The sequence below is a fragment of the Bradyrhizobium sp. LTSP849 genome, assembly GCF_000938255.1.
Lineage (GTDB): Bacteria > Pseudomonadota > Alphaproteobacteria > Rhizobiales > Xanthobacteraceae > Bradyrhizobium.
In genome coordinates, this window is the sequence record NZ_JYMR01000005.1 from 269,885 (window position 1) to 288,939 (window position 19,055).

Annotated in this window: 13 protein-coding genes; 11 read left to right on the forward strand and 2 right to left on the reverse strand. The window is 64.3% G+C overall.

Going from position 1 to position 19,055, the window contains the following annotated elements; all coding sequences use genetic code 11:
* The first annotated feature begins 16 nt into the window (after positions 1–16).
* The 10 genes from UB31_RS05695 (at position 17) to UB31_RS05740 (ending at position 14,797) form a co-directional block, all read left to right on the forward strand.
* On the forward strand, positions 17–3,286 hold the full coding sequence (locus tag UB31_RS05695; protein ID WP_045010190.1) for a transglutaminase family protein: 3,270 nt from the start codon (positions 17–19) through the stop codon (positions 3,284–3,286).
* 27 nt (positions 3,287–3,313) lie between these two features.
* Positions 3,314–5,839 carry a circularly permuted type 2 ATP-grasp protein gene (locus UB31_RS05700; RefSeq protein ID WP_045010138.1) on the forward strand — a complete coding sequence of 842 codons (2,526 nt, stop codon included), beginning with the start codon at positions 3,314–3,316 and terminating at the stop codon, positions 5,837–5,839.
* Positions 5,836–6,714, forward strand: coding sequence for a transglutaminase family protein (locus UB31_RS05705; protein ID WP_045010139.1), 879 nt, complete (start codon positions 5,836–5,838; stop codon positions 6,712–6,714). The genes UB31_RS05700 and UB31_RS05705 overlap by 4 nt, the downstream gene beginning before the upstream one ends.
* A gap of 159 nt (positions 6,715–6,873) precedes the next feature.
* Positions 6,874–7,548: a formyltransferase family protein gene (locus UB31_RS05710; RefSeq protein ID WP_045010140.1), complete on the forward strand. Its 675-nt coding sequence runs from the start codon at positions 6,874–6,876 to the stop codon at positions 7,546–7,548.
* Positions 7,545–9,179: a tetratricopeptide repeat protein gene (locus tag UB31_RS05715; protein ID WP_197090768.1), complete on the forward strand. Its 1,635-nt coding sequence runs from the start codon at positions 7,545–7,547 to the stop codon at positions 9,177–9,179. The genes UB31_RS05710 and UB31_RS05715 overlap by 4 nt, the downstream gene beginning before the upstream one ends.
* Positions 9,180–9,497: 318 nt before the next feature.
* Complete coding sequence (locus UB31_RS05720) at positions 9,498–10,325, forward strand: HD domain-containing protein (protein ID WP_045009059.1); 828 nt, start codon at positions 9,498–9,500, stop codon at positions 10,323–10,325.
* A 114-nt stretch (positions 10,326–10,439) separates the two neighbouring features.
* Positions 10,440–11,330, forward strand: a complete 891-nt coding sequence (locus tag UB31_RS05725; RefSeq protein WP_045010142.1) for an alpha/beta fold hydrolase — start codon at positions 10,440–10,442, stop codon at positions 11,328–11,330.
* 162 nt (positions 11,331–11,492) lie between these two features.
* On the forward strand, positions 11,493–12,068 hold the full coding sequence (locus UB31_RS05730; protein WP_045010143.1) for an HdeD family acid-resistance protein: 576 nt from the start codon (positions 11,493–11,495) through the stop codon (positions 12,066–12,068).
* 116 nt (positions 12,069–12,184) lie between these two features.
* Positions 12,185–13,396: an ABC transporter substrate-binding protein gene (locus UB31_RS05735; protein WP_045010144.1), complete on the forward strand. Its 1,212-nt coding sequence runs from the start codon at positions 12,185–12,187 to the stop codon at positions 13,394–13,396.
* A gap of 183 nt (positions 13,397–13,579) precedes the next feature.
* Positions 13,580–14,797, forward strand: a complete 1,218-nt coding sequence (locus UB31_RS05740; protein WP_045010145.1) for an acyl-CoA dehydrogenase family protein — start codon at positions 13,580–13,582, stop codon at positions 14,795–14,797.
* 20 nt (positions 14,798–14,817) lie between these two features.
* Here the strand turns inward: UB31_RS05740 and UB31_RS05745 are convergent, their stop codons facing one another.
* Both UB31_RS05745 and UB31_RS05750 read right to left on the reverse strand, forming a co-directional pair.
* The gene (locus UB31_RS05745; protein WP_045010146.1) at positions 14,818–16,716 is read right to left on the reverse strand and encodes a diguanylate cyclase; all 1,899 of its coding nucleotides are present in this window, start codon (positions 16,714–16,716) and stop codon (positions 14,818–14,820) included.
* Between the two features lie 172 nt (positions 16,717–16,888).
* Positions 16,889–17,932 carry a carbon-nitrogen hydrolase family protein gene (locus tag UB31_RS05750; protein WP_045010147.1) on the reverse strand — a complete coding sequence of 348 codons (1,044 nt, stop codon included), beginning with the start codon at positions 17,930–17,932 and terminating at the stop codon, positions 16,889–16,891.
* A gap of 159 nt (positions 17,933–18,091) precedes the next feature.
* Between UB31_RS05750 and UB31_RS05755 the strand changes: the two genes are divergently transcribed.
* Positions 18,092–19,039: a LysR family transcriptional regulator gene (locus UB31_RS05755; RefSeq protein WP_050044722.1), complete on the forward strand. Its 948-nt coding sequence runs from the start codon at positions 18,092–18,094 to the stop codon at positions 19,037–19,039.
* Positions 19,040–19,055: the final 16 nt, after the last annotated feature.

Genomic DNA, 19,055 nt, shown 5'->3' on the forward strand with positions numbered 1-19,055 from the left:
TGGAGTACCGCATCCCGTGTCGATCTACGTCGCATTACACCACGTCACGCACTATAAATACGACCGTCCGATCGATCTTGGCCCGCAGACCATCCGCCTGCGGCCGGCGCCGCATACGCGGACGCCGATCCTGAGCTATTCGCTCAAGGTCACCCCGGCCAATCATTTCGTGAACTGGCAGCAGGATCCGCTAGGCAATTGGATCGCGCGTTACGTCTTCCCGGAAAAGACGACCGAGTTGAAGATCGAGGTCGATTTCACGGCGCAGATGACCACGGTCAATCCGTTCGACTTCTTCGTCGAGCCCTATGCCGACAGCTTTCCGTTCGAATATACGCAAGATCTTAAGACGGAGCTCGCGCCTTATCTCGAGACCGTCAAGGCCGATCGGCTGTTCGCGAAATTTCTCGACACGATCCCGCACGAAGCCCCGAACACCGTCAACTTCCTGGTCGATCTCAATCGCGAGCTTCAGAAGCACGTCAACTACGTCATTCGCATGGAGCCGGGCGTGCAGACGCCGGAGGAGACGCTCTCCTCTGCTGCCGGCTCGTGCCGTGACTCCGCCTGGCTGCTGATCCAGACTTTCCGTCATCTTGGATTGGCTGCCCGTTTCGTCTCCGGCTATCTGATCCAGATCCGTCCCGACATCGATCCGATCGAGGGACCGCCTGAGGTCGAAAACGATTTCACCGATCTGCACGCCTGGGCCGAGGTCTATCTGCCCGGCGCCGGCTGGATCGGATTCGACGCGACCTCCGGCATGCTCGCAGGCGAGGGCCATATTCCGGTTGCCGCCACGCCGCATTATCGCTCGGCAGCGCCGATCTCCGGCGGCGCCGGCTTTGCGGAAGTCGAGTTCGCCTTCGACATGAGCGTCAAGCGCATCCGCGAGGCGCCGCGTATCACAAAGCCGTTCTCCGACGAATCCTGGACGCGGCTCAACGAGCTCGGCGAGCAGGTCGACGGCGATCTCGCCGCGCAAGATGTGCGTCTCACCATGGGCGGCGAGCCGACCTTCGTCTCCGTCGATGATCTCGAAGCGGCGGAATGGAATACGGAGGCTGTCGGCCCCACCAAGCGCGCGCTCGCCGACGATTTGATCCGCCGCCTGCGCACACGCTTCGGGCCGGGTGGCCTGCTGCATTTCGGCCAGGGCAAATGGTATCCGGGCGAGAGCCTGCCGCGCTGGGCCTTTGGCCTGTACTGGCGCAAGGACGGCGTGCCGATCTGGAAGAATGCCGACCTCATCGCCAAGATCGAAAATCCGCGGCCGGCGCAGGCAAAAGACGCGGGGACCTTCATGGAGGGCACGGCGCTGCGGCTCGGGCTCGATCCCGGCTACATCATGCCAGCCTATGAGGACACCGCGCTTTGGCTTCAGAAAGAAGCCGAGCTTCCCGTCAACGTCGATCCGTCCGACTCCAAATTGTCCGATCCGGAGGCACGCGCGCGCATCGCGCGGGTGTTCGAGCAGGGCCTCAACACGCCGCGCGGCTTCGTGCTGCCGGTGCAGCGCTGGAACGCGGAGCCGCGCTGGCGCAGCGAGCGCTGGACGCTCCGGCGCAATCATCTGTTCCTGACGCCCGGCGATTCACCGCTCGGCCTGCGCTTGCCGATCGGCTCGCTCGGCTACGTGCCGCCCAACCAATATCCCTACATCGTCGAACGGGACCCGATGGAGGCCCGCGGCAAGCTGCCGGTGTTCAGCCTCCCGGCGCGTCCGGAAGCGCCGGAGCGGGTCGCGCCCGAGCAGCTCAACACGTCCGTTCCGGTCCGCACCGCGCTGTCGGTCGAAGTTCGCGACGGTGTGCTCTGCGCCTTCATGCCGCCGGTCGAGCAAATCGAGGATTATCTCGAGATGATCGCGGCGCTCGAAGCCACCGCCGAGGAGATGCAGCTCCAGGTCCATGTCGAAGGCTATCCGCCGCCGTTCGATCCGCGCGTCGACGTCATCAAGGTGACGCCTGATCCCGGCGTGATCGAGGTCAACGTCCAGCCGGCCAAGAATTGGCACGAGGCGGTCGATATCACCGTTGGGCTCTATGAGGATGCCGGCAAGACACGCCTCGGTGCCAACCGTTTCCTGGTCGACGGCCGTCACACCGGTACCGGCGGCGGCAATCACGTCGTGGTCGGGGGTTCCAGCCCGGCGGACTCGCCATTCCTGCGGCGGCCCGATCTGTTGAAGAGCCTGGTGCTGTACTGGCAACGGCATCCGGCGCTGTCCTATTTCTTCTCGGGCCTGTTTATCGGTCCGACCAGCCAGGCGCCGCGCATCGACGAAGCCCGCCATGACAGCATCTACGAGCTCGAGATCGCGCTCTCGCATGTGCCGCCGCCGGGCTACCAGGCGCCGCTGTGGCTGGTCGACCGGCTGTTCCGGCATCTGCTCGTCGACATCACCGGCAACACCCATCGCGCCGAGATCTGCATCGACAAGCTCTATTCGCCCGACGGGACCACGGGCCGGCTCGGCCTCGTCGAATTCCGCGCGCTCGAAATGCCGCCCGATCCGCGCATGTCGCTGGCGCAGCAGCTCCTGATCCGCGCGCTGATCGCAAAATTCTGGCGCGAGCCGCAAGCTGGCAAATTCGTGCGCTGGGGCACGGCGCTGCATGATCGCTACATGCTGCCGCATTTCATCTGGGAAGATTTTCTGGACGTGCTCTCCGAGCTGAAGCAGTCCGGCTACGCTTTCGAGTCGGAATGGTATCTGGCTCAACTCGAATTCCGCTTTCCCGCGTTCGGCCGCGTCCACCATGGCGGCGTGACGCTGGAGTTGCGTCAGGCGCTGGAGCCCTGGCACGTCCTCGGCGAGGAAGGCTCGGCCGGCGGCACCGTGCGCTATGTCGATTCTTCGGTCGAGCGCCTCCAGGTCAAGGCGGAAGGCTTCGTCGAGGGCCGCCACATCGTGAGCTGCAACGGCCGCCGCCTGCCGATGACCTCGACCGGACGCTCGGGGGAAGCCGTGGCCGCCGTCCGCTTCAAGGCCTGGCAGCCGGCCTCCGGTCTGCACCCGACCATTCCGGTCCACGCGCCCTTGACCTTCGACCTGATCGACACCTGGAACGGTCGCTCGCTCGGCGGCTTCGTCTACCACGTCGCCCATCCCGGCGGCCGCAGCTATGACACCAAGCCGGTCAACACCTACGAGGCCGAGGCGCGGCGGTTGGCGCGCTTCCAGGACCATGGCCATACGCCAGGACCGATGCAGCCGCCGCCGGAGGAACGCACAAATGAGTTTCCGCTGACCCTCGACTTGCGAACGCCACTCCTGCAATGAGTATGAGGGTGGGGCATGGAGAGGCGCATGGGCGAGGGCGCAGCCGAAGAGGACGAAAAGGCGGGTAGGGCGCAAGGTCAACGCGAAGGCCAGCGCCGCGTCGCGCAATGGGTCCGCGACTATAGCCGCCTGCCCGGCATTCCCGACGAGTTTCTCGGTCCGGACGGCAAGCCCCGCGCGGTCTGGAGCCGCTTTTTCGATGCTTTCGGCGCGCTCGCGCCCGACGAGATCGAGCGGCGCTTTGCCATGGCCGACCGCCATTTGCGCGAAGCCGGCGTCACCTACCGCGCACCCGGCGACAGCGCCGACCGGATCTGGCCGCTCAGCCATTTGCCGCTGCTGATCGACGAGGCCGACTGGCAGCAGCTCACCGCCGGGATCAAGCAGCGCGCAGAGCTTCTGGAGCTCGTGCTGCGCGACATCTATGGCGAGGGGAAGCTGGTTGCGGAAGGCGCGCTGCCCGCGGCCGCGATCGCCGGCAGCCCTGAATATCTCCGCCCCGTCTGCGGCGTGCCGCCGCCGGGCGGCCGCTACCTCTCGCTCTATGCCGCCGATGTCGGCCGCGGACCCGATGGCCGCTGGTGGGTGCTCGGCGACCGCACGCAGGCGCCGTCGGGTGCGGGCTACGCGCTGGAGAACCGCCTGGTGCTCTCGCGCGCGTTCTCCGATCTCTACAAGTCGATGAACGTCCCGCGCGTCGCACCGTTCTTCGAAGCGTTCCGCGACTCTCTTCGTGCGCGCGCCGATCGCGACGAGCCGCGGATTGGCGTGCTCTCTCCCGGCAGTTTCAGCGAGACCTATTTCGAGCACGCGACGCTGGCGCGCTATCTCGGCTTCCTGCTGGTCGAGGGTGACGATCTCGCCGTCAGCGATGACCGCGTCCACATCCGCACGGTGGCGGGGCTGAAGCGGCTCGACGTGCTGCTTCGCCGTGTCGATTCCAACTCGCTCGATCCGCTCGAGCTCGATGCGTCTTCGCGGTTGGGCGTGCCCGGGCTGATCGATGTGCTGCGCAAGGACGGCGTCGTCGTCGCCAACATGCCAGGCTCCGGCGTCTTGGAGGCGCGCGCGCTGCTCGGCTTCCTGCCGGCGTTAAGCCGCCGGCTGCTCGGCGAAGAGCTGAAGATGCCGCATATCGCGACCTGGTGGTGCGGCCAGCGCGCGGCGCGCGACGAGGTGTTGTCCCGGCTCGACGAGGTCGCGATCGAAGGCGCCTACCGGCGCGGCGTTCCCGGCTTCGACAGCAACGGCCCGGTGCTCGCGAGCGAGCTCGACAAGAGCGGGCGCCAGCGCCTGATCGATTCCATCACCACGCGCGGCATGGACTATGTCGGCCAGGAAGTGGTGCGGCTCTCGACCATGCCGGTGTGGGAGCAGGGGCAGCTCACGCCGCGTCCCTTCGTGCTGCGCGTGTTCGCGGCCGCGACGCCCGACGGCTGGACCATCATGCCTGGCGGCTTCTGCCGGATCGCCGAGCAGTCGGATGCGCGTGCGGTGTCGATGGGCGACGGCGCGCGTGCGGCCGACGTCTGGGTCGTCTCGGGAAAGCAGGTCTCGACGTCGTCGCTGCTGCCGACGACCGACAAGGTGCGGATCCGCCGCATCGCCGGCGTGCTGCCGAGCCGTGCCGCCGACAATCTGTTCTGGCTCGGCCGCTATCTCGAACGCGCCGAGGCCACGCTGCGGCTGGTGCGCGCACTGAGCTCGCCGAGCGGGCCCAACAAGGGCACATCGGCCACGATGCAGTCGATCGAACGCATCCAACGCCTGCTGGTGTCCTGGGGCGCAATCTCGCAAGCCTCGCGCGCCACGCCCGGGCGCATCGCCGCCGAAGCGTTACAGAGCACGGAGCGTTTCGGCTCGGCCTTGTCGCTGGTGCGCTCGGCGCAGCGCACGGCGACCTCGTTGCGCGAGCGGCTGTCGCCCGATGCCTGGCAGGTCATTACCGAGATGGCCGATCGGCTGGCCTACGAGGTCGAGGGCGATGACAGCGTGCTCAGCGCTGCCGAGCTGACCTTGCAGGAGCTTGCGAGCTTTGCAGGCCTTGCGCAGGAGAACATGAACCGCGCCGCCGGCTGGCGCTTCCTCGACATCGGCCGCCGCACCGAACGCGCCGTCAACACCACGCGTTTCGCGCGCCAGTTCGCCTATGACGAGGCGGGCGACGAGGACCTCGATATCCTGCTGACGCTGGTGGATTCCCAGATCACCTATCGCTCGCGCTATTTGCTCGCGCCGATCCTGGCGCCGGTCCGCGATCTCGCCGTGCTCGATCCCTACAATCCGCGCTCGGTCGCATTCCAGGTGACGCAACTGAACGAGCACATCGCGGCACTGCCGAGCCTGAAGGAGCACGGCCTGATCGAGCGGCCGCAGCGGCTCGCCGTCGCGGTGCAGGCGATGCTCGCCACGGCCGAGGCCGAGAAGCTCGAGGTCAAGACGCTGTTCTCGCTGGAGCAGGATCTGCTCAGCCTCGCCGAGGCGATCGGGCTGCATTACTTCCCGCATGGTCCCAATGCCAGCCGGCCGGAAAAGCTGACGGGGCTGGCGTGATCTACGACATCCGTCACGTCACCACCTACGAGTATGAAAGCCCGGTCAGCTTCGCCCGCTGCACGCTGCGGCTCGAGCCGAAGCGCGGAGGCGGCCAGGAGCTGATCTCGCACAGCGTCGAGATTCGTCCGCGCCCCGCTGAACGCAACGTCCGGCGCGATTTCTTCGGCACGCTGACCGAAAGCGTCGTGATCGAGACTGCGCATCGCAACTTGCGGATCGACTCCCGCTCGCGCGTCTCGGTGTCGCGCCAGCCGCCGGCGCGCGATGCGTTGAGCCCGTCCTGGGAGAGCGTCCGCGACATCGCCTTCGAAGCAACCAGCCTCGGGCCATCTTCGCCCGTGGGCTACGTCTTTGCCAGCCCGCTCGTCCCGGTGCTGCGTCCCGTCAGCGCCTATGCGGCGACGAGCTTTGCGCCGGATGCGGGTATCCTTGCCGGCGCGGTCGATCTCATGCACCGCATCCGTACTGAGTTTCGCTACGACCCCAAGGCGACCGTGATCTCGACGCCGCTCAACGAGGTCTTCGACAAGCGCCACGGCGTCTGCCAGGATTTTGCCCATGTGATGATCGCAGGGCTGCGCGGCCTCGGTCTGCCTGCGGCCTATGTCAGCGGCTATCTGCGCACCATTCCGCCGCCGGGCAAGCCGCGTTTGCAGGGCGCCGACGCCACGCACGCCTGGGTGTCGCTGTGGTGCGGGGCGGAGCTTGGCTGGGTCGATTTCGATCCGACCAACGATCTTCTGGTCGCCAACGACCACATCGTGCTCGGGGTCGGCCGCGACTTCTCCGATGTCTCGCCGGTCGACGGCATCATCGTCGGCTCACCGAAGCAGAAGCTCGGTGTGGCCGTGGACGTGCTGCTGGTGGAATGACCGTAGTTTCACAGACCCGTTCTGTGAACGGATGCGTCTGGACCGCGGAAATTTGTTTCGGTGTATTTCTCGAATGTGCCGAACGGCCGTTCATTAATACGCTGTTAACGCTACCCCGCGACATTTTGGCTCACTTTCATCCTTGCTGAAGCCGAAGCCATGCTCGACAGCCTTGTGTTGCTGACTGACGCCGCCGAGCAGGTGGCGCTGTCGCGAATCCTGCGAAATTTCAGGCCGGATCTGGCGATTTGGCCGGTAGCTGACATCGGCGAGCTTCGCGGCATCGAGCCGGAGCTGCTCCGCAACGCCCGGCTGGTCGCCTTCGCGTCCGGCGCCATCGTGCCGGCCGACCTGCTCGCGCGCTTCGGCTATGGCGCGTTCAATTTTCATCCGGGCCCGCCGAACTATCCGGGCTGGGCTCCGGCCCATTTCGCGCTCTATGACCGCGCCGACACGTTTGGCGTGACCTTCCACGTCATGGCGGAGCGGGTCGATTCCGGCACGATCCTCGACGCCGTGTCGTTCCCGATCCCGCAGGGTTGCGCCCTCCTGGGGCTCGGCGAGCTCGCCTATGCGCACCTGCTGCAATTGTTCGAAGTGTGGGCGGAGCAATTGGCAGCCGAGCCGTCGCTGGTGCCGCGGTGTACGCTGCCATGGAGCGGCCACACCAACACGCGTCGCAGCTACAAGGACGCTTGCGATATCCCGCTGGATATTTCCAGCGACGAGTTGTGGCGCCGCATGCGCGCCTTCGGCGGCAATCACTACGGCATCGCACCCGCCATCAATCTGCACGGCGTCACCTTCACGGCGACGTTTCCGGAGACCACATGACGTCACCATCAATGGCCCTCGCGGCGCCGGCAACCGGCTCGCCGAGCGTATCCGATTTGTTGCGCGCGGGGCGCGAGCATTACCAGCGCGGCGAGATCAGGCGCGCGATCGCGATCTTCCAGGCCGGGCTCGCGCTCGCCGCCACGGTCTCGATCGGAGTGGCAGTCGACGGCGTTGCCGATCTTCACGCCGCTCTCGCCAACGCCTTCATGCTCTGCGACGACATCGCGTCTGCCGCCGAGAATTACAAGGCCGCCTTGCGCGTTGCTCCTCATCTCGTCGCCTGCTGGTGCAATCTCGGCATCGTTCATCAGCGCAGCGGCATGGTGCAGGACGCCATCTCACTTTACCTGGAGGCACTCCGGCGCAATCCGGGCCATCGGCCGTCGCGGACGAATCTGGTCCAGGCATTGGTCGCGACCAGGCAGTTCGCCATCGCGCGGACGCTGCTGCTCGAATTGCTCGAGGAGGCGCCCGACGATGCCGATCTTCGCAATCAGCTTGGCAAGGTCTGCTTCGAGCTCGGCGAGAGCGGCGAGGCGCTGGCGCAGTTCGAGCGAGCCGTTGCACTTGCTCCCGAACAGGCCGAGAATTTCTACTGGATCGGCGCGATCCGTCAGGCGCGCGGTGAGCTCGAGGCGGCGCGGTCCGCCTACGACCGCGCCGTGCAGGTGCACCCGATCCTGCGCAGGCCCGCAGTCAAATCGCCGCCGGCGTTCCGGGCCTTGGCACTGTTTGCGCCCTTCGTCGGCAACACGCCGGTCGAGTTTCTCTTCAAGGACTGCGCCTACCAGACCAGCATCCTGTCGCTGTTGCCCGGCAGCCAGCCGGACATCGGCCTGTTCGCGCGCGAGGCCGATGTCGTCGTCAACCTCGTCTCCGACGCCGACCAGGGCGCCAAGGTGCTGCCTCTCGCCATGGCCATCGCACGAAGCCTCGGCAAGCCGGTCGTCAACGATCCCGCAAAAATCCAGAACACGACGCGCGACGCCACTGCCGCAGCGCTCGCCGGCATCGATGGCTGCCGCGTACCGCGCACGGACCGTATCGCCGCCGGTGAGGGGCTTCCGGCCGGTCTCGACCTTGCCTTTCCGCTGCTGGCGCGACGTGCCGGGATGCACGGCGGCGACGTCTTCGAGAAATTCGAAGATGTCGCGGCGCTGGCCGCGTTCCTCGCCGCGCAAGCGGACCATGATCGCTATGTGATCGACTATATCGACTATCGCTCCGTCGACGGCTTCTTCCGCAAGTACAGGTTCTTGTTCATCGGCGGAGAGATTTTGCCCTATCATCTGGCGATTGGGGACGATTGGAAGCTCCATCGCGACAGCACCGAGATGGGGCGCCATGTCTGGATGCAGGACGAGGAGGAGTGCTTCCTGCGCGATCCCGAACAGGTCTTCGGTGCGGCCCACTACGAGGCGTTGCGGCTCATCCGCGATCGCATCGGCCTCGATTATTTCGGCATCGATTGCGGGCTCGACCGCGACGGCAAGCTCGTTGTGTTCGAGGTGAACGCCTCCATGCTGGTGCACGACCAGAATCCGGAATTTCCTTACAAGGACCTGTACATAAGCAGGATCAAGGTCGCGTTCGATGCCATGCTCGGACGTGTTGCACGGGGGAATTGACGCCGTCGTTCGCAGAAAAGTGCAGGCGGCCACGCCGGACCGCAGGGCATTTCCGGCTCTTGCAGTCAGGCTCATAGAAATCCGATAAAGCGAATTCCCGGCCGCCTTCGGCCGTCGAGCCGTCCCGCATGACCTGGCAGGGTGCACCGAACTGTGACCGCAACCGTGATGTTGCGCGGCGGGACTGCAACATATTTCCGTATTCTTGTCTCGAGATTTGGTCAGCCGGCCGGATTGGGCTATGCTGAGCTTGCGTCGAGGACGAGAATGAGACGTCGGGAGTTGGCGTGGGACACCGCCGACAGCGGGGCTGCATCGATGATGACGTTACCGAGACTGGCGGCCGAATCCCTGGAGAAGTTGCTCGGTACGTTCATGCGGCGTCGGTACGACGAGACCTCCGCAAGTATCGTCGAGAGCGCGACCCGCACCGCCATGGAATGCATCGGCAATAGTGATGCGCTCTACCATAACATCGAGCACACGATGCAGGTGACGCTGGCGGCTCATTCCATCATGAGTGGCCGAAATCTCCACACCCACCTGACAGCCGAGGATTACGTCCATGTCTTGATCGCCTGCCTCGCCCACGACATCGGCTATGTGCGCGGCCTGTTCGAGGAGGATGACGAAGACGGTTTCTTGATCGACGAGGCCGGCACCAAGGTGTCACTGCCGCGCGGCGCGTCCGATGCCAGTCTCATGATGTATCACGTTGACCGCTCGAAGCTTTATGTCACGCGGCGGTTGCGACATATTCCGGGGCTGGACCCGGGACGCATTGCCCGCGCCATCGAGGGCACGCGGTTTCCTGCCCAGCATGGCCAAGATTATGACGACGAGGCATCGATCCTGCGCGCCGCCGACTTTATCGGACAGCTCGGCGATCCCAACTATCTGCGCAAGGCCAACGCGCTCTATTACGAGTTCGAGGAAGTCGGCATGAACCGGCAGCTCGGCTACGACTCGCCGGCCGATATCGTGAACCGCTATCCGCAGTTCTATTGGAACAGCGTCGCACCGCATATCCAGACCGAGATCGGCTATCTCAACAAGACCGAGATCGGCCGGCAGTGGATTGCCAATCTCTACAGCAACGTCTTCCGCGCCGAACGGGACATCTCGCTGTCGGGGCCGCAGAAATAGGTCGGGCCCCAGTAGGCCGGATGAGCGAAGCGATATCCGGGACCAGCCTCGCCAAACCCCGGATGTCGCTTCGCTCATCCGGGCTACGATAGCGAGCACACCCGTGAGTAAATCATGCAACAAAAAACAGTCACCACGGACGTCCTCGACATCGCCTATCTCGACTATGGCGCGCCGGATGGGTGGCCCTGCATCATGGGCCACGGCTTTCCCTACGACGTGAATGCCTACGCCGAGACCGCGCCGATCCTCGCGCAAACCGGCGCGCGGGTGCTGGTGCCCTGGTTGCGCGGCTACGGCCCGACGCGGTTTCGCTTCCCTGAGACGCTGCGCTCCGGCGAGCAGGCGGCGCTGGGTGCCGATCTGCTTGCTTTCATGGATGCACTTGGCATTCAACGCGCGGTCGTCGGCGGCTATGACTGGGGCGGACGCGCGGCCTGCGTGGTCTCGGTGCTGCATCCGGAGCGCGTGATCGGGCTGATCTCCGGCAATTCCTACAATATCCAGAACATTGCCCGCGCAATGGAGCCGGCCTCGCCGCCGGAGGAAGCGGCGCACTGGTATCAATATCTCTTCCACAACGAGCGCGGCCGCCGCGCGCTGGAGCGCAACCGGCGCGGTTTTGCCCGCCAGCTCTGGTCGATGTGGTCGCCGAAATGGGCCTTTGACGATGCGACGTTTGAGAAAAGTGCGGTGTCCTTCGACAACCCCGACTTCGTCGACATCGTGATCCACTCGTATCGTCACCGCTACGCGCTGGTCGCGGGCGATCCCGCCTATGCCGGGATCGAGGCGACGCTTGCGGCCCAGCCACCGATCCGCGTCCCCACGATCGCGATTGACGGCGACAGCGACGGCGTCAATGCCGGCACCGCGCATCACGCGCGCAAGTTCGAGGGCTTTTTCGAGCGGCGCGTGTTCACGGGCGCCGGTCACAATCTGCCGCAGGAGCGGCCGGCCGAATGGGCTCAGGCCGTGCTCGACGTGCGCAAGGCGGCCGGGTGAGCTGATTTTTTCGGCAACGATCGCGGACGTGTTGCGCCGCATTCGATCTTGATTTGGGTCAACGTTGGCGCCGGCCAAGGCTGCTCTGCTGGCTGTTGTCCCGGTGCTATCGGTGCTATCCTAAAGCTGCGCTCTGGGGCTTCGCATGCAGGAGTAGCCGTCATGACAAGTGTTTCGGATACGTCTCCAAACCTCAGCCTGGGATCGGGCATTACCGCGCTGCACGCCAAATGGGGCTGGATCGTCGCCCTCGGCGTCGTCTATCTCATCGCCGGCTTCGTCGCGCTCGGCAGCATGGTGATGGCGACGGTGGCGAGCGTGATCGTGGTTGGCGCGATGATGATCGTCGCCGGGGTCACCGAGGTGATCGGCGCGTTCCAGATGAAGAGCTGGGGCAAGTTCGTGATTTGGGCCTTGCTCGGCGTGCTCTACATCGTCGCAGGTTTTCTCACCTTCGAGAATCCGCTGTTTGCTGCAGCGCTGTTGACCTTGTTCCTCGGCGCCTCGCTGCTTGCCTCCGGCGCGGTCCGGCTGTTTCTCGCCTTCAGCATGAAGCGCGAAAGCCCGTGGGTCTGGGTGGCGCTGTCTGCGGTCATCACGCTGCTGCTTGGGCTGTTGATCCTGGCGCGCTGGCCGGTCAACAGCGTCTACATTCTCGGCCTGTTCCTCGGCATCGATCTGATCATGGCGGGCGCAGGCTGGGTCAGTCTGGGCTTCAGCCTGCGGCGGCGGCATTAGCTCACCAGCAACTCGACGCAAGACCGTCCGAGATAACTCCGCTGATCTGACACGCTGGCAAAAGGCAGCACGCCGCGCGTTCGCGTCGCGCGGATGATAATCACCGGGGAGAAACCATGAAAGCCGCTTTGGCCCTGGCCGCAGCGTTGGCTGCCGCCTGCCTGTCCACGCCCGTCGCCGCGCAAAAATCTTACGGTCCCGGCGTGAGCGACACCGAGATCAAGATCGGCAACACCATGCCCTATAGCGGGCCGGCCTCGCCGCTCGGCATCACCGGCCGGGTGCTCACGGCCTATTTTGACGAGATCAACGAGAAGGGCGGGGTCAACGGGCGCAAGCTCAATCTGCTGTCGCTGGATGACGCGTTCTCCCCGCCCAAGACAATGGAAGCGGCCCGGCGCCTCGTCGAGGGCGACGGCGTCGCCTTCATCTTCGCGACCATGGGCACGGCGCCGAGCTCGGCGATCGCAAAGTACCTCAACAGCAACAAGGTGCCGCAGCTTTTCCTGATCAGCTCGGCCTCGAAGTGGAACGACCCCGCCAACATGCCCTGGTCGATGGCGTTGCCGTGGGCGCCGAACTACACCAGCGAAGCCGCGATCGACGTCGCCTATGCCCGCGCCAAGAACCCGAACGCGCGGTTCGCGGTGCTCTATCAGAACGATGACGCCGGCAAGGAATATCTTCGCGGCGTCAAGGAAGCGCTTGGCGCCGATGCCGACAAGGCGATCGCGATGGCCTCAAGCTTCGAGGTGGCCGACCCCACCATCGATTCCCAGGTGCTGACGCTCGCCAACACCAAGGCCGACGTCTTCATGATTTACTCAGTGACGCCGCGCGCCTGCGCGCAGGCGATCCGCAGAGCTTATGAGGTCGGCTGGCAGCCGACGCGCTTCCTCGCCTCGGGCTGCGCCAACAAGGCGACGGTGATGGTGCCGGCGGGCCTCGATGCCGGCAAGGGCGTGCTGTCGCTGGGTTCGCTAAAACCGTTCACGGCTGAGCCGAAGGACGATCCGGCGATGTCGGCCTATATCGACTTCATGAAGAAGCGCCTGCCCAATGCCGACATCAACAATGTCGCCGCGCTCTACGGCTATACGGTTGCCGAAGCGTTGGTGGTCGTGCTCAAGCAGTGCAAGGACGATCTGACGCGCGAGAACATCATGGCGCAGGCCTCCAACCTGAAGAACGTGCCGCTGTCGCTGCTGCTGCCCGGCATCACGCTCAACACCACGCCGCAGGATTTCCGTCCCATCAAGGACGGCTATATGCTCCAGTTCGACGGCAACGACTGGGTCGTGGCGAGCGAGCTGTTGCGCGGCACGTAAGGGGCGGCCGCAGAGACGGTGCACCCTCTCCCCTTGCGGGAGAGGGTGGATGCGCGAAGCGCAGCCGGGTGAGGGGTATCTCTCCGCGTGCGAAACTGCCTGTTGTGTTCGCGGAGAGATACCCCTCATCCGGCGCTTCGCGCCACCTTCTCCCACAAGGGGAGAAGGAAAGAGGAGACCACCATGGACTTTCAACACTCCGCACGTTCGCTGGAGCTCCAGGCGCGCGTCCGCCAGTTCATGCGGACGCATGTCGAGCCGGTTGAGGAGCTCTATTACGAGCAGGTGAAGCCTGAAGCCGTGCGCTACCGGACGCCGCAGGTTCTTCAGGACCTCAAGCGGCTGGCACGCGAGCAGGGGCTCTGGAACCTGTTCCTCTCCGGCGAGCACGGACCGGGACTGACCAATCTCGAATATGCGCCCGTGAAGGAGATCATGGGCCGCATCCTCTGGGCGCCCGAGGTGTTCAATTGCTCGGCGCCCGATGTCGGCAACATGGAGGTGCTCGCAAATTACGGCACGCCGGCGCAGCAGGAGCGCTGGCTGAAGCCGCTATTGGATGGGCGCATCCGCTCCGGCTTCTCGATGACCGAGCCGCAGGTCGCCTCCAGCGATGCCACCAACATCCAGTGCGAGATCAAACGCGACGGCAGCGACTACGTCATCAATGGGCGGAAGTGGTTCACGTCAGGTGCGATGAACGAAGATTGCGAGATTTTGATCGTGATGGGCAAGACCGCACCCGACGATCCCGACCGCCATCGCCAGCAATCCATGATCCTGGTGCCGAAGAATACGCCGGGCGTGCGCATCGTCCGCGACATGCTCACCTACGGCTATGACGACGCGCCGGTCGGCCATCCCGAGATCGTCTATGAGAACGCCCGCGTGCCCGCGGAAAACATTTTGCTCGGCGAAGGCCGTGGCTTCGAGATCGCGCAAGGCAGGCTCGGCCCCGGCCGCATCCATCACTGCATGCGGCTGATCGGCTGCGCCCAGCGCGCGCTGGAATTGATGTGCCAGCGTTCGGTGTCCCGCGTCGCCTTCGGCAAGCCGCTCGCCGAGCAGGGTTCGGTGAAGGAGGACATCGCGCACTCCTTCTGCGAGATCGCGCAGGCGCGGCTATTGACGCTGCAAGCCGCCGACAAGATGGACCGCGAGGGCAACAAGGCCGCGCGCGACCTGATCGCGGCGGCCAAGATCGTGGTGCCCAGCATGGCCGCCCGCGTCATCGACCGCGCCATCCAGATCCACGGCGCCGCCGGCGTCTCGCAGGACACGTTCCTGGCGCGTGCCTATGTCTACGCCCGCTTTATCCGCATCGGTGACGGCCCCGACCAGGTGCATCTGGCCGCGGTCGGCAAGGAGCTGATAAAGCGGGGCGGGGTGATGGCGGGGTAGCGGCGTGCCGCGGCGACTTGTCAGGCGGGACGAACCAATTTCAAGCTTGGGCTTTCGGCGGCGAGGCTGACCTGGTTCCGTCCATTCTCCTTGGCTACGTACAGCGCCGTGTCGGCCGCTGCGAGGGCGGTCGCAGGGCTGCTGGCTGTGCCGCATCGCGATCCCGCAACGCCGATGCTGATGGTTACCCGGCCGTGGCCGTTGCCTTGGTGAGGGATCGCCATATCAGACACGGCGAGGCGCAATGCCTGGGCAACATTTTCGGCATTCTGAGCGCCCGTTTCCGGAAGGAGCACAGCGAACTCCTCGCCGCCATAACGTGCAACGAGGTCGCCAGGCCGTTTCAGATTTGATTTGAGCGCGTTCGCGACGCGCTGGATACATTCATCGCCGGCCGTATGGCCGTAGGTGTCGTTGAACGCCTTGAACTTGTCGATGTCGATGAAGAGCAAGGACAGCTCCGATTGCGCGCGGTGGCAGCGCTTGAACTCACGTTCGAGCATCTCGTCAAATCTTCGCCGGTTGGCAATCCCGGTCAGCGTATCCGTTTCTGACAGGTCCTTGAGCCGGGCGTTTGCGGCGACGAGTTGCTCTTCGGCCACCTTGCGTTTGGCGATGTCGCGGACGACGACGAGGACTTCCGGCGACGAACTGTCGGTTCCCTCAATGAAGCTGAATTGCGATTCGACCCACACGTAGTCCCCGGATTTCGAGCGCATGAGATACTCGCACATGGCGGTCCGCTCCATGGGGCCCAGTCGGTCGACGGTGTGCTTGACGAGCTCCCGATGGGCGGGATGGAGAATCTCGTAACCCTCCTGTTGAAGAGCTTCAGCGGGCGTCCAGCCGAGCATTTTCTCGATCGACGGAGACATGTAGAGACGTTTTCCGCTGAGGTCGAGCCGAGCGACCACATCCTCGACGTTCTCGGCGAGCAGCCGGTATCCGCGCTCACGTTCGCGCAATAGTCGGGCCATCGTCGAACGTTCGCGGAATTGATGCATCAACAGAGCCGCTAGCCCGACGAGGATCGCCGAAATAACCGCGCCCAGCAGAAAGTCGAAATTCCGGCTCGCGCGCCATTCGGCCAGGATGCTGTCTTCAGCAACGGCAACGCTGATGACGACCGGAAACTCGGCGACGATCTCGAAGGTGAACTGCTTCAGTCGACCGTCAAACGGCGAGATGATCGAATAAAGACCAGTGGAGGCTTCCTTGAGTCGGCTGACGAATAGCGAGCTGCCGCCCATATTCTTGCCCACTTGGTCATCCTGACGATGAACGAGCACCTTGCCATTCTTCATCATCAAGGTGACCGTGCGCCCTTGGTCGGCTTCGAAGCCCTGATAGAACGACCGGAAGTAGGCTAGATCGATGGCGGCGAACACCACGCCCCCGAACGAGCCGTCGGCGTTCGGCAGACGCTGCGTCATCAGCAGGGTCGGCCGGCCGGTCACGCGCGATATCACAGGCTCACTGATGCGGGGGCCTGCTTCCTCGGGATGGGTCTGATGAAACCTGAAATACTCACGATCCGCATTGTTCACCGCCGGAACGGTTTCAAACGACGAATACATCCAGTCGCCATTTTCCGAGAGGACGCCGATCTCGCGCACCTGCGGAATGTTCTTGGCGTACTGCGCCAACAGGTCATTGATTTCGGCTGAGGCTCGGGCGGACTTGTCAGAGTGCTCGATGTACTGGCTTGCGCCGAACAGCGCGAGCGCGACCGCACCAAAGCTCTTGGATGCGTGCTGTGCCAGCGAATGCGTCAGAGCCTGCGTTTGCTGACCGGCCTGGGTCAGCGCCGCTGCTTTTTCCTCCGCCGATTTCCACACCACAAGCGCCCAGAAGCTGCTGAGCGTAAAGCCAAGCAGCACGGCGATGATGGTTAAGGGAGACTTGATGAGCCAGCGCACGCGGATCGTTCCTTTCGCAGGAACATCATCTGCACAACGGCTGAAACCCAGGTTTCCGTCAGGCCGGCGACAGCGCCTTTCTGGGACGATCGTTAATTTGGCAAAAATCTCTCTGCCTGCCTCATCGACCCTGCCATCCAGCGATGGCATCACGGTGCAAGCGTAGAGGGAATTACCGCAATCGCTCTCCGATTTCGACTTGATCGACCGATGGCAGCGTGGCGCCCGTCGATGGCCGCGCGGCCTCGTCGAAAAATTTTGCTGGCGCAAGCCGCGTCCGGTTGATGGACAGGTCGAAAATGTCGAACCGATTGTAGTAGCCGACGACATCGTGGAATTGCTTGGGCTCGACGCATTTGTTTAGATCAATGTCCGCGTAGGCGATGCCTTCTTCGCCCTGGAGTGTGTCGCCCAGGATCTCACCGGTCGGATCGACGAAGAAGCTCGCCGCGCGCGGTGTCTGATCGATCACCTCGGCCACGGTGGGATCCCGCGCGATCAGGAACGCGCGCATTGGCGCATCCATGTAGCCGGCGGTCACGATCCCGAACGCCTTGGCCTCGAACGAATGCGCGCTGGCGCGGATGCGGTTGGCGGCGATGTTGTTGAAGTTGCCGCCGTTGCTTGGCCTGCGCGTCGGCCACATCGGCGGCCAGCTCGAGATATGCACCTGCTCGCCCTGGGCCATCAGTGAAAAACGAGCCAGCGGATTGGTATTCTCGCCGCAGATCAGGCATCCAATCCGGCCGAGCCGCACATCGGCCACCTTGAGACCGGCGCCATCGCCCGACGCCCAAACCAGCTTTTCGTAGAACGTCGGCACCAGCTTGCGATGATGGACCAGAATCTCGCCGTCGTCCCCGATCAGGAGGTTCGAATTCCACAAGCCCCCCGCACTGACGGGAGAGCGCTCGCTGATACCGATCGAGACAATGACCCCCAGGGCCCGCGCTTCAGCACGCAGCCGCGTGACCTCGGGACCGTCGATCAGGACCGATTGATCGGCCATGCGAACGAACAAATCATGGTTGTCGATCGGCGCCCATAGCGCAGCCCAGACCGGAAAAGCCGGGATATAGGTCTCCGGAAAGGCGATCAGCTCCGCGCCGGCCTTGGCGGCCTCGCGGAGTATCGAAATGGCCTTCTCCGTCGTCGCAGTGCGGTCAAGAAAGACGGGCGCGGCGTGGACGGCGGCAGCCTTGAAACGGGGGAGCATGGGATCTTCCTGGCGTCCTGGTCGATCGGTCCGGTAGCATTGTCCGTTCCGTCCTGCGCATAGGGATTATCGCAAGCCCGGTTGCAGAGGATCGAACGCACCGACTGGAACAGGACTTGCAAACCTCTGCCGTAAATTCACGAGATGCTGGAGCCCACAATGTTCGACACGCTCAACTGGGATGATTTGCGGGTCTTCCTGCACGCCGCCCGCGCCGGCAATCTCAGCCAGACCGCCAAACGGATGCGGCTCGACCATTCCACGGTGAGCCGGCGCATCGCCCAGATGGAAGCGTCGCTCGGCGTTGCCGTGTTCGAGCGCCACCGCACCGGCCTGAGGCTGAACGATATCGGCGAGCGGCTGCTGCGCCATGCCGAGAAGGTCGAAAGCGCCATCATTGCCATTCATGAAGAAGCCAGCATCGGCGACACCGAAGGGCTTGCCGGGACGGTCCGGCTGGCGACGATGGAGGGCATCGCCTCGCTCTACCTGGCGCAACGCTTCAGCAATTTGCGCAAGACCATGCCGCAACTGACGGTCGAGCTCGTGACCTCGGCGCAGACGGTCTATGTCCACAAGCGCGAGGCGGACCTGTTCGTGTCCTTCTTCCAGCCCCCGGGGCCGGGCCTGATATCGGAACGGATCGGCAAGTTCGGGCTCGGACTCTATGCCAGCCGCTCTTATCTCGACGGCCACGGCACGCCTGAAAGCCTGCGCGACCTCCAGGAGCACTGGTTCGTGTCCTATATCGAGGACCTGATTCAGGTGGATTCGGTGCGCTGGCTCGCTGATGTCATCGAGGAGCCCCGCATCGCCTTCCACTCCAACAGCATGATCGCGCAGATGAACGCTGCTGCCGGCGGTCTCGGCATCGTCTTGTTGCCGAGCTTCGCCATCGCCGGGCGGCCGGATCTCATTCCTGTGCTGCCCGGTCTTGCCTCGACCAGCCGCGAGGTCTGGCTGAATGTGCACAGCGATCTCCAGTTCGCTCCCCGCATTCGCGCCGTCCGCGCGTTTCTCCGCAACACGCTGAAGAACGACCCGGACATGCAGGTCGGGCTATCAGCCATGCCGCAGATGCGCACGGCAGATTGCAAAAATCCGTAGTTCCCTTTGCCGCGGG

Bases quoted from the DNA above. Each gene is read 5' to 3' on its own strand.
- UB31_RS05700 (WP_045010138.1), top strand. From the start codon at position 3,314: ATGGGCGAGGGCGCAGCCGAAGAGGACGAAAAGGCGGGTAGGGCGCAA.
- UB31_RS05710 (WP_045010140.1), top strand. From the start codon at position 6,874: ATGCTCGACAGCCTTGTGTTGCTGACTGACGCCGCCGAGCAGGTGGCG.
- UB31_RS05715 (WP_197090768.1), top strand. From the start codon at position 7,545: ATGACGTCACCATCAATGGCCCTCGCGGCGCCGGCAACCGGCTCGCCG.
- UB31_RS05720 (WP_045009059.1), top strand. From the start codon at position 9,498: ATGATGACGTTACCGAGACTGGCGGCCGAATCCCTGGAGAAGTTGCTC.
- UB31_RS05725 (WP_045010142.1), top strand. From the start codon at position 10,440: ATGCAACAAAAAACAGTCACCACGGACGTCCTCGACATCGCCTATCTC.
- UB31_RS05730 (WP_045010143.1), top strand. From the start codon at position 11,493: ATGACAAGTGTTTCGGATACGTCTCCAAACCTCAGCCTGGGATCGGGC.
- UB31_RS05735 (WP_045010144.1), top strand. From the start codon at position 12,185: ATGAAAGCCGCTTTGGCCCTGGCCGCAGCGTTGGCTGCCGCCTGCCTG.
- UB31_RS05740 (WP_045010145.1), top strand. From the start codon at position 13,580: ATGGACTTTCAACACTCCGCACGTTCGCTGGAGCTCCAGGCGCGCGTC.
- UB31_RS05750 (WP_045010147.1), bottom strand. From the start codon at position 17,932: ATGCTCCCCCGTTTCAAGGCTGCCGCCGTCCACGCCGCGCCCGTCTTT.
- UB31_RS05755 (WP_050044722.1), top strand. From the start codon at position 18,092: ATGTTCGACACGCTCAACTGGGATGATTTGCGGGTCTTCCTGCACGCC.